This is a genomic window from Bradyrhizobium sp. USDA 4474, assembly GCF_054057515.1.
The window spans coordinates 1,698,304-1,712,990 of record NZ_JBSRZJ010000002.1; the positions used below are offsets into that span (position 1 = coordinate 1,698,304).

A 14,687-nucleotide genomic window follows, 5' to 3' on the forward strand; every position below is an offset into this window, starting at 1 on the left:
GTGGCGATCGATACGATCAAAGCCAACACCTCACCCCAGCGCCTTCAATTGGTCAGGCAAGGCGTACGCCCATTGCGTGATGTTGCCGGCCCCGAGGCACACGACGAGATCGCCCGACTTCGCGAGCCCCTTGACGATCCCCGGAAGCTCCGGAGCCCCCGGCAACGGCACCACCTCGCGATGCCCATGCGCGCGCAGGCCCGCCACGAAATGATCGCGGTCGATACCGTCGATCGGCGTCTCGCCCGCGGCATAGACGTCAGCGACAACAACGGCATCGGCATCATTGAAGCAGGTGCAGAATTCCTCGAACAGCGATTGCAGGCGGGTGTAGCGATGCGGCTGCACCACGGCGATGATCCTGCCGTTGGTGGATTCCCGCGCCGCCTTCAGCACCGCCGCGATCTCGACGGGGTGATGGCCGTAATCGTCGATCACGGTGACGCCGTTCCATTCGCCCGTCTTGGTGAAGCGGCGCTTGACGCCGCCGAAGCCGGCGATCGCCTTGCGGATCGCCTCGTCGGAAACGCCGAGCTCGCGCGCCACCGCGATCGCCGCCGTCGCGTTAGAGGCATTGTGACGGCCCGGCATCGGCAGCATGAGATCGGCGATCTCGTGTACGGCACCCGTCTTGCGATCGCGGAATGCGACCTTGAACTTCGAGCCGCCGCCCATCGGGCTCAGGTCAACAAGCCGCACGTCGGCCTGCGGGTTCTGGCCATACGTGATGATGCGACGATCCTCGATCTTGCCGACGAGGTTTTGCACGACGGGATGATCGATGCACATCACCGCAAAGCCGTAGAACGGCAAATTCTCGACGAAATGCCGGAAGGCGTCCTGCACGGCTTCGAACGTCTTGAAATGGTCGAGATGCTCGGGGTCGACATTGGTGACGATCGCCACGTCCGTCGGCAGCTTCAAGAACGTGCCGTCGCTCTCGTCGGCTTCCACCACCATCCAGTCGCCGGCGCCCAGCCGCGCGTTGGAACCATAGGCGTTGATGATGCCGCCGTTGATGACGGTCGGATCGAGCCCGCCGGCATCGAGCAGCGTCGCCACCATCGTGGTCGTCGTGGTCTTGCCATGCGTGCCGGCAATCGCGACGCAGCTTTTGAGCCGCATCAGCTCGGCCAGCATTTCGGCGCGGCGCACCACGGGAATACGCCGCTCGCGCGCCGCCATCAATTCGGGATTGTCGCGCTTGATCGCGGTCGACACCACGACGACCTCGGCGCCATCGACATTCTCGGCCTTGTGGCCGACCGAAACCTTCGCGCCCTTCTTGCGCAGGCGATCGAGATTGTAATTGTCCGAGGCGTCCGAGCCTTGCACGGTATAGCCGAGATTGATCAGCACCTCGGCGATGCCGCTCATGCCGATCCCGCCGATCCCGACGAAGTGGATGGGTCCGATCTCGCGCGGCAGTCTCATGCTTTATCCTATGGTTCCGTCGTTATGCCCGGGCATAAGCGCCAAGCGCGTCTTTACGCAAGGCGTCCCGGGCATCCACGAATCCCGATCTACTTCATGCAAGACGTGGATGGCCGGGACAAGCCCGGCCATGACGGCAAAAATACGAAAATCGGCCCGTTTGGGCTCAGATTCCCGCGACTTTGACCACCAGATCGGCCAGCCGCTCGGCGGCATCGAGCCGCCCTGCCCCTTTTGCGGCGGCTGCCATGGCGGCGAGGCGCGCCGGCTCGGCGGCGAAGGCGGAGATCTCGGCGGCGAGACGATCGGGGGTAAACTCGGTCTGCGGGATGCGGACGGCGCCGTCGACCTTGGCCAGCACGCCGGCATTGGCGAACTGGTCCTGGTCGATCGAGCCCGGCAGCGGCACCAGGATCGAGGGCCGGCCGATCGCGGCGAGCTCGGCCACGGTGCCGGCGCCGGAGCGCGACACCACCAGGTGGTTGGACGCGAGCCGAGCCGGCAGATCCGTGAAGAACGGCGCGAGCTCGGTATTGATCTTGAGCTTGTCGTAGACCGCGCGCACGCGGGTCATGTCCTCGTCGCGGACCTGCTGGGTGAGGATCAGCCGACCCCAGAGCGCCGGCTCGAGCCGTTCGATCGCGCCCGGCACGATGTCGGCCATGATGCGCGCCCCCTGGCTGCCGCCGACGACGAGCAGACGCAGCGGCCCATTCGCTTCGGGTGCGGCGTAAGGCACCGCCGCCGCGGCAAGGACTGCGGGGCGCATCGGCGTACCGACCGTCGTGGTTTTGCCTGCGAGCGCCGGATCGCGGTCCAGCACACCCGGCAGCGATGTCGCGATCGCGCGGACGCGGCTCGACAGGAAACGGTTGGCGCGGCCGAGTACCGCATTGGCGTCATGGATGATGCCGGGCACGCCGGCGAATTTTGCCGCAACCAGTGGCGGCAATGTCGGATAGCCGCCAAAGCCGACGACGGCCACAGGCTTCAATCGCTTGATCAGGCTGTAAGCGGACAACGTGCCGGTGGCGAGCGTGAGGCCGGCATAGGCGAGCTGGAACGGATTGCGGCCGCGCGCGGTCTCGCTGGCGACGACGTCGATCATGTCCTTGCTGAACAGCCCGCTGTAGCGCAGCGCGCGCTCATCGGTCACGAGGCGCACGCGAAAGCCGCGCCGGATCAGCTCGACGCCGAGCGCCTCGGCCGGAAACAGATGGCCGCCGGTGCCGCCCGCGGCGAGAAGAATCAAGGGGGAAGTGTCCATCACTGCCCTTTTACAAGGCCTTCGCCGTCATGGCGAGCGCAGCGAAGCAATCCAGACTGCCCCGGCGGAGGGATTCTGGCCGGTGCTAACTCGCAATGACGAAGAACTACGCGTAACTCCGCATCGCGTCAGCATGGCCGCTGGCCTCGACCTCGGTGCGCGGACGCAGCCGCGTCAGGGCCAGCATCATGCCGACGCCATAGGCGAGCGACACGATCGAGGAGCCGCCGTAGGAGATGAACGGCAGCGTCATGCCCTTGGCGGGGATGAGCTGGAGGTTGACGGACATGTTGATGGCCGCCTGCACGCCGAACAGGATCGCAAGACCCGAGGCCGCAAAGCGCGAGAACATGTCTTCGTTGGCATAGGCGCGCGACAGCGTGCGGATCACGACGAAGGCGAACAGCGCCAGCATGGCGAGACACAGGATGATGCCGAACTCCTCGGCCGCGACTGCGAACACGAAGTCGGTATGGCTATCGGGCAGGCTGCGCTTGGCGATGCCCTCACCGGGTCCGAGGCCGAACCAGCCGCCGTTGTAAAAGGCCTCCATCGCGGTATCGACCTGGAAGGTGTCGCCGGAGGCCGGATTCATGAAGCGCTTGATGCGGCCCGCGACGTGCGGAACGAAGAGATAGGCGCTGAACAGGCCGGCCGCACCGAGGCCGGCAAGGCCGAACACCCAGATCATGCGCATGCCCGCGATGAAGAACAGCGAGCCCCACACCATCAGGATCAGCATGGTCTGGCCGAAGTCCGGCTCCATCACCAGCAGCGACACCAGCATCAGGAGCAGCACCAGCGCCATCGAGGTCGCCGGCATCTCGGGCCGCTTGGTCGATTCCGCAAACAACCAGGCCGCAATGACGACGAATGAGGGCTTTGCGATCTCGGAGGCCTGGATGTTGACGCCGACGAGCGTGATCCAGCGCCGTGAGCCCTTCACCTCGGGACCGATGGCGAGCGTCACCACGATCAGGATGATGCTGATCGCGAAGATGATCAGCGCACTTCGCCGGATCGAGCGCGGCGACATGAAGGACACCCCGATCAGCACCAGAAACGACGGCACCAGGAACATCACGTGCCGATTGAAGAAGTGGAACGGATCGAGCCCGATGCGGGTCGCGACCGGCGGACTTGCCGCGAGCGACAGGATGACGCCGGTCAGCATCAACACCAGGATCGCGCCGAGCAGCGGCTTGTCGACGGTCCACCACCACTCGGTAAAGGGGGTGCGTTCTTCACGGGAGAGCATGGGCGGCCGCTTTCGGACAGAGGTCCGTTCATTGGTCGCCGAGGTTGGTTACCGGGAGGTTAAGGAAGCGGATGAAGTTGTGAACAGTCTCGTGCCCCGGACGCAGCCCACTTGCCCCCGGCGATGCGAAGCATCGTCCGGTGCGCGTTCGGGACACGGAGGCCTATTCGTAGGTAATCGCGACATCCCCCGCGCGCGGGTCGCGCTTGTCGATCTGGTCTGCTCCGGGAATGAAACCGATCCTGACCGCCCGCTCGCTGCTCCACACGACGACGGCATCGAGATGCCCGCGCACGCTGACAAAGGTCGGCGTGCTCTCGGGCGAGAACGTCCGGCCGCGCGCCACGATGCTGGCCTGCGTACTGTCGGGCACACTCGCTCCGCACGACTTCCAGACCACGACAACCAATTTGCTGCCGCTCGGGGAGGCGAACGCACTTTGGCGAACGACGCGACACGCGCCGAATTGGTGCATGACGCCGTCGATGAGGACGACGCAGAGGAAGCCGACGGGAATAGCCAGAGCAGCGATAAGTCCGGTCCAGCGTCGCGGCGACATTCTCAGACCACCGGCTTCACGCCCGGCAGCGCCTGCACCAGTTCGCGGAACTTGGTGCCGCGGATCTCGAAGTTGCGGTACTGGTCGAAGGAGGCGCAGGCGGGCGACAGCAGCACGACCGGATCGGCGAGACCTGACGCTTCCGCATCGCGCGCCGCGTGCTCGACGGCCAGATCGAGCGTCTGGCTGATCTCGTGTGCGACCGAGCCAAGGGTGCCGGAAAATTCCTGCGCGGCCTCGCCGATCAGATAGGCCTTTCGGATGCGCGGGAAGAATCCGGTGAGGCTGGTAATGCCGCCCGCCTTCGGCTTGCCGCCGGCGATCCAGAAAATGTCGGCGAAGGACGACAGCGCATGCGCGGTCGCGTCCGCATTGGTGCCCTTGGAATCGTTGACGAACAGCACGTTGCCGCGGCGGCCGACCTGCTCCATGCGATGCGCGAGACCGGGAAAGCTGCGCAGGCCATTCTGCAGTACGTCAAGGCTGATGCCCATCGCGAGCGCAGCCGCGGCGGCACACGCCGCGTTCTGGGCATTGTGCAGCCCGCGCAGCGAACCGATGCCGCCAAGCGTGGCCACCTCGCTACGAGCGCCGCCGGACGTACGAACGATGGTGCCATGCTCGACATGGAGGCCGGAGGCCAGCGGATTCCTGACGGAGACGCGCACCACAGTCTTGCCGGCGCGGTCGAGCCGGTCTGCGATGTCGCGGCAATAGCCATCGTCGACGCCGACGATCGAGGTGCCACCCGCCTGCACGCCTGCAACGAGGCGCTCCTTCACCGCAGCGTAGTGTTCGATCGTACCGTGGCGATCGATGTGGTCTTCGCTGACATTGAGCAGGATGCCGACGGAAGGATCGAGCGAGGGCGTGAGGTCGATCTGGTAGGACGACATCTCGATCACGTGGACGCGGCCCATGCGCGGCGGCTCCAGCGACAGGATCGCGGTGCCGATGTTGCCGCCCATCTGGGTGTCATAACCGGCAACCCTCGTGAGATGCGCGATCAAGGCTGTCGTGGTCGACTTGCCGTTGGTGCCGGTGATGGCGACGAAAGGCGCGTTGGGGGCATGCCGCCGGCGCTCGCGGCAGAACAGCTCGATGTCGCCGATCACCTCGACACCCGCCTCACGCGCCTTCAGCACGCTCCAGTGCGGCACCGGATGGGTCAGCGGCACGCCGGGCGCGAGCACGAGCGCAGCGAATTTCGACCAGGAGACATTGCGCAGATCGGCGGTGATGAAACCGGCCTGAGCCGTCTTGGCGACGTTCTCGGCATTGTCGTCGGCGGCGATCACTTCGGCGCCGCCAGCCTTCAGCGCGTGGCACGAGGCGAGCCCGGAGCCGCCGAGGCCTAAGACCGCGACCGTCTTGCCGGCAAAGGATGTGACCGGGATCATCGTGGACCCGTCAGCGCAGCTTCAGCGTGGAGAGGCCGGCCAGCGCCAGCATCACCGAGATGATCCAGAAGCGGATCACGATCTGCGGCTCGGTCCAGCCGAGTTGCTCGAAATGGTGATGGATCGGTGCCATCCGGAAGATCCGCTTTCCGGTCAGCTTGAACGACACCACCTGCACGATGACCGAGACCGCCTCCAGCACGAACAGGCCACCGATCACCGCGAGCACGATCTCGTGCTTCACCGCGACCGCGATCGAGCCCAGCATGCCGCCGAGTGCGAGCGAGCCGGTGTCGCCCATGAAGATCGAGGCCGGAGGCGCGTTGAACCAGAGGAAGCCGAGGCCGGCACCCAGTAGCGCGCCGCAGAGTACCGCAAGCTCGCCGGTGCCCGCGACATATTTGATCTGGAGGTAATCGGCAAACACGGCGTTGCCGGCGAGATAGGCGATCATCGCAAAGCTCGCGGTCGCGATCATCACGGGCACGATGGCCAAGCCGTCGAGACCGTCGGTGAGGTTCACCGCATTGCCGGCGCCGACGATGACGAAGGCGCCGAACACGACGAAGAACCAGCCGAAATGCAACACCGTGTCCTTGAGGAAGGGAATCGTCAGCGCGGTCGACGCGGGGTCGCGGTTCAACCGCACCAGCGCGTAGCAGGCGACCAGCGCGATGAGCCCTTCGATCAGCAGCCGCAGCTTGCCGCCGAAGCCGGTCGTGGTCTGCTTGGTGACCTTGAGATAATCGTCATAGAAGCCGACAAACCCAAAGCCGAGCGTCACCGCCAGCACGATCCAGACATAGGGATTGAGCGGATTGCACCACAGCACGGTGCCGACCGTCAGGCCGGACAGGATCATCAGCCCGCCCATGGTGGGCGTGCCCTTCTTGGACAGATGCGATTGCGGACCATCTGTGCGGATGGGCTGGCCCTTGCCCTGGCGGATGCGCAGATGATCGATGATCCAGGGCCCGAACAGGAACACGAACAGCGCGCCAGTGACGATTGCGCCGCCGGTGCGGAAGGTGATGTAGCGGAAGACGTTCAGGACGGTGCGCACCGCACCGAAACCGGGAAATGTGTTGGAGATCTCGATCAGCCAGTAAAACATTCAGACGGTCCTATGGCGCCTTTCGCACGCAGGCTTGTTCGAGACGCAGATTTCGCCTCAAGCGCATTCGCTGGTCTTCATCATCGGTCGGGCGACCTCTAGGAAACCGGCCGGCTTAGCGCCGCAAAACGGCGGGATTCGGGAACAGCGCCTTCCAAGCAGTTTACGCCTTTGCCTGCAAGGCGGCCACTAGGGCCGGCACAAACTTGTTGACCCAGAACATCTTCTTGCTGCCCTTGACAACCACGACATCGCCTGCCTTCAGCAAACCCGCGACCTCACCAGGCTTCAGCGTGGCGGGATCGTCGTGCCAGCCCAGCCCCTTGCCCGCGGGAAGCGCGTCATAAAGGTGCCGCATCAGCGGGCCAACGCAATAGATACCGTCGATGCCGCCGAGATGGGCGGTGAGGCCGGTGTGGTAGCTTGGCGCGTCGTCGCCCAGTTCCAGCATATCGCCGAGCACCGCGATACGACGCCCGCCCGTCACGTTGCGCGCCTGCAGACTTTGCAGCGCGGCAGCGACGCTCGCGGGATTGCCGTTGAAGCTGTCGTCGATCACGGTGACGCCGCCGACTGCCTGCTCCACGCCACGGCCGGACATGATGCCGACGCGGTCGAGCTTGATCGCGAGCGTCGCCACGTCGAGATGCGCAGCATGGATTGAAGCGAGCGCGGCGAGCGCATTCTGCACGCGGTGCGGCGCGCCGGGCGTGAGGCTGAAGGCGATCTGCTTCTTGCCGATCCCGGCCACGACCTGCCAGCTGTCGCCGTGAGGGGCGTGCGCAACCTCGTACACCTCGGCCTTCTCGCCGAAGCGCACCACCTTGCCTTTCCAGTCCGGCGCCTTGATGCCTACAGGCAGCACCAGCACGCCATCCTCGGGTAGCCCGAGCGCGATCGATACCTTCTCGCGCCTGATGGCGTCGAGCGAGCCGAGCTTTTCGAGATGCACCGGCTGGACGTTGACGACGAGCGCGACGGTCGGCCGCGTCAATTCGCTCAGGCGCGCGATCTCGCCAGCCTGGTTCATGCCCATCTCGACGACCCAGAGGCTGGCGTCAGGCCGGGCATTGCACAATGTCAGCGGCACGCCCCAGAAATTGTTGAAGCTCGAAGGGCTCGCATAGGCATTGGGATAGGCCGCCAGATATTCCTTGGTGCTGGTCTTGCCGGCGCTGCCGGTGAGCCCGATCACCGGCCCGTTGAAACGCGCGCGCGCGGCGCGGGCGAGGCCCCAGAGACCGTCGATCAGCGTGTCCTTCACGACGATCTGGGGAATGCGGATGCCCGCGATCTCGTGCGGCACGATCATCGCGACTGCGCCTGAGGCTTCCGCCCTGTCCGCGAACTCCCAGCCGTCGCGCGCGCTGGCGAAGGCCGAGATGAAGCCGCCGCTCGGCGTACCTGACAGCGCGACGAACAGGCTGCCCGGTTTCACCAGACGGCTGTCCTGGGTGACGAAGTCAATTCCGGTGTCCGGGAATGATCCGGCCGCGCCCAGCGCGCGCGCCACCCCGGCAACCGTCCATAATGGCCCGCTCATGCGACCCTCGATGCTAATGCGGCGGCGACCGCCTCGTGATCACTGAACGGCAGGACCTCGTGGCCTACGATCTGCCCGGTCTCGTGGCCCTTGCCCGCGACGAGCAGCGCATCGCCATCTTCCAGCTCCTCGATCGCGGCGCGGATCGCGGCCGCCCGATCGCCGATCTCGCGCGCGCCCTTGGCGGTGGCGAGGATCGCGGCACGGATGGCTTCCGGCTTCTCGCTGCGCGGATTGTCGTCGGTGATGATGACGCGATCGGCATTCTCCGCCGCGATCTCACCCATGATCGGCCGCTTGCCGGCATCGCGATCGCCGCCGGCGCCGAACACGACGACCAGCCTGCGCTTCGCGTAAGGACGCAGCGCCTGCAACGCCTTCGCCAGCGCATCAGGCTTGTGCGCGTAGTCGACGAAAATCGGCGCGCCGTTGCGCTCACCGACGCGCTCGAGCCGGCCCTTGGCACCTTCGAGATGTTCGAGGCTCGCAAACACATCGGCCGCATCGCTGCCGGTGCCGATCGCAAGACCGGCCGAGACCAGCGCGTTCTCGATCTGGAATTCGCCGACCAGCGGCAGCCGCACCGCGTATGTCTTGCCGCGATGTTCGAGGCCAAGCTTTTGCGAAAAGCCTTCGACCACGGCCTCGGTGAGGCGGATGCCCTCGCCTGCCCCGTCGCCGTGGCGGCCGACCGCCATCACGCGCAAGGCACGCGATTTCGCCGCGTCGCGCACTTGCGCCGAGCAATCATGATCGGCCGATATCACCGCCGCTCCGCCTGATGGCACGAGCTCGCGGAACAGCCGGAGCTTTGCGGACAGGTAGTGCGCGACGGTTGGATGATAGTCCATGTGGTCGCGCGAGAGATTGGTGAAGCCGCCGGCCACGACACGGACACCATCAAGGCGGTATTGGTCGAGCCCGTGCGACGAGGCTTCAAATGCAAGATGCGTCACGCCTTCGCGCGCGATCTCATCGAGCTGCCGATGCAGCGCGACCGGATCCGGCGTCGTCAGCGAACCGTAAACGGTGCGCTTCGGCGAGACGAGCCCGATTGTTCCGATGCTGGCCGAGGCGTGGCCCAGCCGCTCCCAGATCTGCCGGGTGAACGCGGCAACCGATGTCTTGCCGCTGGTTCCGGTCACCGCGACGATGGTCGCAGGTTGTGCGGGGAAGACTCTTGCCGCAGCCAGCGCCAGCGCGCGGCGCGGATTGGACACGGTGACGACGGGCACCTTGCGGCCTTCAGGCGCGTGATCGCCGACCACCGCCACCGCACCGGCCGCAATGGCCGCATCGATGAAGCGCGCACCGTCGGTCTTGCTGCCTGATAGCGCGAAGAACACATCGCCGGGCTTGACCACGCGGCTATCGAGCGCAACGCCTGTGACCTCGATCGCCGCGACAGCGGGCTCGATCGTGGCATCATTGCCCAAAACATCCTGACCCAAGAGGTCGCGCAGCTTCATGATCTTCCAGTTGCCCTGCCGGAAAGCCGAATTCTGAGGGAAATCCCCGACTCAGCAGCGGCTACGGCCCTACCCCCTGTGATTACTGGGTTGTCCTGGATGCTGCAAGAATAAGGCGGTCCGCGGGCGGCAGGTCGTAGCGGGGCTCGATGCCGAGCAGCGGTCCAATACGGCTGATCACGTTGCCTGCGGTCGGAACGGCGTTCCAGCCCGACGTGATGAAGCCGTAGGTCTCCTTCAGCGGCTGCGGCTCGTCCAGCATGATCAGGAGCTGGTACTTCGGCTTGTCTGCCGGAATGATCGCCGTAAACGCAGTCAGCACCTTCTTCTTGGCATAACGGCCGTTGACCACCTTTTCTGCTGTGCCGGTCTTGCCGCCGATGTAGTAGCCGGGAACATTCGCCTTCTTGGCGGTGCCGATCTCTGCGTTCAGCCGCATCAGGAACCGCATCTTGTCCGACGTCTCGGGCTTGATCACGCGCTTTGCGATCGCCCGTGCCTCCTCCTCGGAGCGCTTGAGGAAGGTCGGGGGAATCAGCAGACCGCCATTGGCGAGCGCGCTGACGCCCATCACGGCCTGCAACGGCGCCACCGCGATGCCGTGGCCGAACGCGATGGTAATGGTGTTGAGATCGCCCCAATGCCGCGGCACGATCGGCGACGCGCTCTCGGGCAATTCCGTACGCAGCCGATCCAGCTGCCCCATCTTGCGCAGGAACGCCTTGTGCGCTTCCACGCCCTGCGACAGCGCAATCCGCGCCGCACCGACGTTGGAGGAGAAGGTGAACACTTCCTTCATGTTCAGGAAGCGGCCCTTCGGCTCGTCGTCATGGATCGCGAACTTGCCGTAGTGCAGCGGCCCGCGCGCGTCCCACAGCGAATCGAGGCCGTACTTGCCGGTGTCGAGTGCCATCGCGAGCGTGAACGCCTTGAAGGTCGAGCCCATCTCGTAGACGCCTGTTGTCAGGCGGTTGATGCGGTCGGGATCGTGGGCTTCTTTCGGATTGTTCGGGTCGAAATCCGGAACCGATACCATGGCCACGATCTCGCCGGTGTTGACGTTGGTGACGAGGCCCGAGGCCGCCTTGGTGTGGAATTTTTCCTTGGCCTTGAGCAGTTCGTCGCGCAGCGCGTGCTCGACGCGCAGATCGACCGACAGCTCGATCGGCTTCTGCAACCGGTCGATGGCAAAGCCCGCGCGGTGGAGATCGGCGAGGCCCTGGTTGTCGAGCCACTTCTCCATGCCGGCGATGCCCTGGTTGTCGATGTTGACGAGGCCGATGAGGTGGGCGACCTCGTTGCCGGTCGGATAGACGCGCTTGTTCTCGCGCAGGAAGCCGATGCCGGGCAGGCCCAGCTTGTGGATGTCGAGCTGTTGCTTGGCCGTGATCTCGCGCTTCAGCCAGACGAAACCCTTGCGCGATGACAGGCGGTCGCGCACCTCGGCTTCGTCGAGATCGGGCACGGTCGCGGTCAGAAGCTCGATCGCCTCGTCCTTGTCGATGATGCGGCGGGGCTCGCCGAACATGCTGGCGGCCTTGACGTCGGTCGCCAGGATCGCACCGTTGCGGTCGACGATGTCGGGCCGCGCGGTCGCAACCACCTCCTGAGAGGCGGCGCGCCGCGCACTGTGGGCGTCGGCGCCGATCGCGAACATCACGAGGCGTCCGCCGATCATGGCGTAGACGGCGGCAAAGGCCAGCATGGCGAGGCCCACGCGCGCGCGCGCCTTCGCGGCGCGATCGACGTTACGCCCGTAAAGCAGGCTGCGGACCAGCCGCTGCCGCCAGGGTTCGGTTGGACGCCCTGCGGGTCGTCCTGCGGGTTTGGCCGGAACAGCGCTCATTGCTTGTCCTCGGGCTGCGGCACCGAGCCCGTCACGCTGTCAGGATCGCTCGCGGCTTCGATGGTGTTGATCATGGACCCGATCGGATCGGGCTCGCCCGGCCGGAACATCCGCGGCGGACGGTCCGGCAGGTTCTTCAGAGAATCATATTGCGTGCCGTTGACGGGCTTGAGCGGCAGATGTCGCTCAACGAGGCCCTGCAGGCGCAAGGGCGCATCGAGCTTGGCCCATTCGGAGCGCAACTGGGCGATCGCGTCGCGCTGCTCGCGGATCTCCGCGTGCAGCCGCAGCACCTTCTCGGTGCGCGCGGTGGAGTCCATCTTGATACGGTAGACATAGGCGGCCGCGAAGATCAGCGCGCCGATGACGAGAAGGTGGATGATGCGCATCTGCTAGCCGCCCCTCATCACTTCGGAGAGTTTTGGCCAGGACGACCGCTCGTCGTCGGCATGCGCCGGCGCCGCGGTGCGCTCGGCGGCGCGCAGCTTTGCGGATCGGGCGCGAGGATTATGCGCAACCTCTTCGTCGCCGGCAATCACGGGCCGCCGCGTCAGAAGCTGGAAGCTCGGCACGCCTTGCGCCACCTCCGGCAGGTGCCGCGAACCGCCGCCGGTCTTGGAGCGCTGGCCAAGGAAATTCTTGACGATGCGGTCTTCCAGCGAATGGAACGAGACCACCACCAGGCGGCCGCCGGGTTTCAGCACGCGCTCGGCGGAAGCGAGCGCAGTTTGAAGCTCCTCGAGCTCTTCGTTGACGAAGATGCGCAAGGCCTGGAAGGTCCGTGTCGCCGGGTGAATGTCGCCGGGCTTCGAGCGCACCACCCGCCCGACCAGATCGGCGAGCGCACGCGTGGTGGTGAACGGCGCCTCCTGCCGGTCAGCCACGATGGCGCGGGCGACGCGGCGCGAATGCCGCTCTTCGCCGAAGAGATGGATGATGTCGGCGAGATCGCTTTCGGAGGCGCGCGCAACGATGTCGGCCGCGGTCGGTCCCGTCTGCCCCATGCGCATGTCGAGCGGACCGTCGAGGCGGAACGAGAAGCCGCGACCGGCCTGGTCCAGCTGCATCGAGGACACGCCGACGTCCATCACGACGCCGTCGACCGCATCGATGCCCTGCGCGGCGCAAACTTGGGCGAGATTCGAAAAACGGTCTTCGACCAGTGTCAGCCGGCCGGCCGCGCGCGCGACCAGCTCGGCGCCACCGGCAATCGCGGTGCGGTCGCGATCGATCGCGATCAGGCGGGTCCCTGATGTCTCGAGAATGGCGCGGCTGTAGCCGCCGGCCCCGAAGGTCGCATCGAGATAGATGCCGCCCGCACGCGGCGCGAGATGCGCGATCGCTTCGCGGTGAAGCACGGGAATGTGCGGTGCGTCGTTCATGCGTCGCGCCTGCCGGCTGTGCAAGAAAACGGGCAGCTCAATCTGGGGGCCAGAAAGCCCATCACGCCTCGAATAATTCCGCGTCGCGGCGGTTCCACGACCCAACCCCAATCCACCATGTACGCCGAGCCCGAGCTTCCCGGGCGGCAAACCCGCTGTTCCCAGTGGAATATGTCGGGCAACCATGGGATTCGAGCCAAAAACGCTTTGGCCGGCTCCGGACGCGGGTCGGCTCTTCATCTCTCAGTAACGGCCCTTAGCGTTAAGAAAGCGTTGATCGGTTCGTTACATCTCGAAAAGGTGCTTTCGCGGTTCCTTGGGCAGTGATGCGTCATCCACACACCGAGCCCAAAATGCACCCGGCAGCCGCATCGCGCGATTGCGCGAAGCAGACGGTAAAGGAATAGTAAAGAGAAGGGCTTGGCCCATTCTCCTGTCCGACTTGAGTCGTTTATGTCGTCCGGTTCGTCCACGCCGCCTGGAGCTGATTCGAAGCGTCAGCGCGTTCTCCCGGTTCCCAAGACCGCGGCGAGCATGCGGACATTCGAGCCGGATTCGTCGATCGTCTCCGACATCATCCCCTCGCCCAATCATGGCGAGCGCAACAAGGGCCGCCAGCCCGACATGATCGTGCTGCACTACACCGGCATGCCCGACGTCGAGGGCGCGTTGGCGCGGCTGTGCACGGCCGGCACCGAAGTGTCGGCGCATTATGTCGTGCTGGAGGACGGCCGCATCGTGCAATGCGTGCCGGAGGCGCGGCGCGCCTGGCACGCGGGCGTCTCGTCCTGGGCCGGCGAGGACGACATCAACTCCTGCTCGATCGGGATCGAGATCATCAATCGCGGTCACGATTGGGGTTATCCCGAATATCCGCTGCGCCAGATCGCCGCCGTGATCGCGCTGTGCCGCGGCATCATGCTCCGCCGCAAGATCGTGCCGCAACGGGTGCTCGGTCATTCCGACGTGGCGCCCGCGCGCAAGAAGGATCCCGGCGAGAAATTTCCCTGGCACTCCCTCGCCAATTCCGGTGTGGGTCACTGGGTGACGCCGGCGCCGGTCGTGCGCGGCGAAACCCTGATGCTCGGCACCATCAGCGACGAGGTGCTGAGCCTTCAGCAGGCGCTCGCCCGCTATGGCTATGGCGTGCCGCTGTCGGGCAAATACGACGCCTCGACCATGGAAGTCGTCACCGCCTTCCAGCGCCACTTCCGTCCCGCGCGGCTGGATGGTATTGCCGATCACTCGACGCTGTCGACCTTGCAGGCTCTGCTGGCGAGCCTGCCGGCGGACGGGACGGCTGTCGCGTCGAAGTGACGGCGGCGCCGTCATTGCGGGCGTAGCAAAGCAATCCAGACTGTCACCGCGGAGATAGTCTGGATTGCTTCGTCGCAAGAGCTCCTCGCAATGACGGA

12 protein-coding genes are annotated in these 14,687 nt (G+C 65.5%); 1 reads left to right on the forward strand and 11 read right to left on the reverse strand.

The window, feature by feature from the left end; genetic code table 11:
- Positions 1 to 30: 30 nt before the first annotated feature.
- The 11 genes from murC to rsmH form a co-directional block, all read right to left on the reverse strand.
- Positions 31 to 1,434 (reverse strand): UDP-N-acetylmuramate--L-alanine ligase, encoded by a 1,404-nt coding sequence (murC, locus tag ACVW16_RS09820; RefSeq protein ID WP_456699043.1) that lies wholly within the window; start codon positions 1,432 to 1,434, stop codon positions 31 to 33.
- 166 nt (positions 1,435 to 1,600) lie between these two features.
- Positions 1,601 to 2,701 (reverse strand): undecaprenyldiphospho-muramoylpentapeptide beta-N-acetylglucosaminyltransferase, encoded by a 1,101-nt coding sequence (murG, locus tag ACVW16_RS09825; protein WP_456699044.1) that lies wholly within the window; start codon positions 2,699 to 2,701, stop codon positions 1,601 to 1,603.
- 106 nt (positions 2,702 to 2,807) lie between these two features.
- Positions 2,808 to 3,959 carry a putative lipid II flippase FtsW gene (ftsW, locus tag ACVW16_RS09830; RefSeq protein ID WP_456736013.1) on the reverse strand — a complete coding sequence of 384 codons (1,152 nt, stop codon included), beginning with the start codon at positions 3,957 to 3,959 and terminating at the stop codon, positions 2,808 to 2,810.
- 163 nt (positions 3,960 to 4,122) lie between these two features.
- Positions 4,123 to 4,518: a hypothetical protein gene (locus ACVW16_RS09835; RefSeq protein WP_456699046.1), complete on the reverse strand. Its 396-nt coding sequence runs from the start codon at positions 4,516 to 4,518 to the stop codon at positions 4,123 to 4,125.
- Between the two features lie 2 nt (positions 4,519 to 4,520).
- Complete coding sequence (gene murD / locus ACVW16_RS09840) at positions 4,521 to 5,918, reverse strand: UDP-N-acetylmuramoyl-L-alanine--D-glutamate ligase (protein ID WP_456699047.1); 1,398 nt, start codon at positions 5,916 to 5,918, stop codon at positions 4,521 to 4,523.
- A gap of 10 nt (positions 5,919 to 5,928) precedes the next feature.
- On the reverse strand, positions 5,929 to 7,032 hold the full coding sequence (gene mraY / locus ACVW16_RS09845; RefSeq protein ID WP_456699048.1) for a phospho-N-acetylmuramoyl-pentapeptide-transferase: 1,104 nt from the start codon (positions 7,030 to 7,032) through the stop codon (positions 5,929 to 5,931).
- A 163-nt stretch (positions 7,033 to 7,195) separates the two neighbouring features.
- Positions 7,196 to 8,575, reverse strand: a complete 1,380-nt coding sequence (locus ACVW16_RS09850; RefSeq protein WP_456736014.1) for a UDP-N-acetylmuramoyl-tripeptide--D-alanyl-D-alanine ligase — start codon at positions 8,573 to 8,575, stop codon at positions 7,196 to 7,198.
- Positions 8,572 to 10,044 carry a UDP-N-acetylmuramoyl-L-alanyl-D-glutamate--2,6-diaminopimelate ligase gene (locus tag ACVW16_RS09855; protein ID WP_456736015.1) on the reverse strand — a complete coding sequence of 491 codons (1,473 nt, stop codon included), beginning with the start codon at positions 10,042 to 10,044 and terminating at the stop codon, positions 8,572 to 8,574. The genes ACVW16_RS09850 and ACVW16_RS09855 overlap by 4 nt, the downstream gene beginning before the upstream one ends.
- Before the next feature lie 82 nt (positions 10,045 to 10,126).
- Positions 10,127 to 11,890 (reverse strand): peptidoglycan D,D-transpeptidase FtsI family protein, encoded by a 1,764-nt coding sequence (locus ACVW16_RS09860; RefSeq protein WP_456736016.1) that lies wholly within the window; start codon positions 11,888 to 11,890, stop codon positions 10,127 to 10,129.
- Positions 11,887 to 12,279, reverse strand: a complete 393-nt coding sequence (ftsL, locus tag ACVW16_RS09865; protein ID WP_456699052.1) for a cell division protein FtsL — start codon at positions 12,277 to 12,279, stop codon at positions 11,887 to 11,889. The genes ACVW16_RS09860 and ftsL overlap by 4 nt, the downstream gene beginning before the upstream one ends.
- A 3-nt stretch (positions 12,280 to 12,282) precedes the next feature.
- Positions 12,283 to 13,272 carry a 16S rRNA (cytosine(1402)-N(4))-methyltransferase RsmH gene (gene rsmH / locus ACVW16_RS09870; protein WP_456736017.1) on the reverse strand — a complete coding sequence of 330 codons (990 nt, stop codon included), beginning with the start codon at positions 13,270 to 13,272 and terminating at the stop codon, positions 12,283 to 12,285.
- 534 nt (positions 13,273 to 13,806) lie between these two features.
- On the opposite strand from rsmH, the gene ACVW16_RS09875 reads away from it, so the two are divergent.
- Positions 13,807 to 14,589 carry an N-acetylmuramoyl-L-alanine amidase gene (locus ACVW16_RS09875; RefSeq protein WP_456699054.1) on the forward strand — a complete coding sequence of 261 codons (783 nt, stop codon included), beginning with the start codon at positions 13,807 to 13,809 and terminating at the stop codon, positions 14,587 to 14,589.
- Positions 14,590 to 14,687 lie beyond the last annotated feature (98 nt).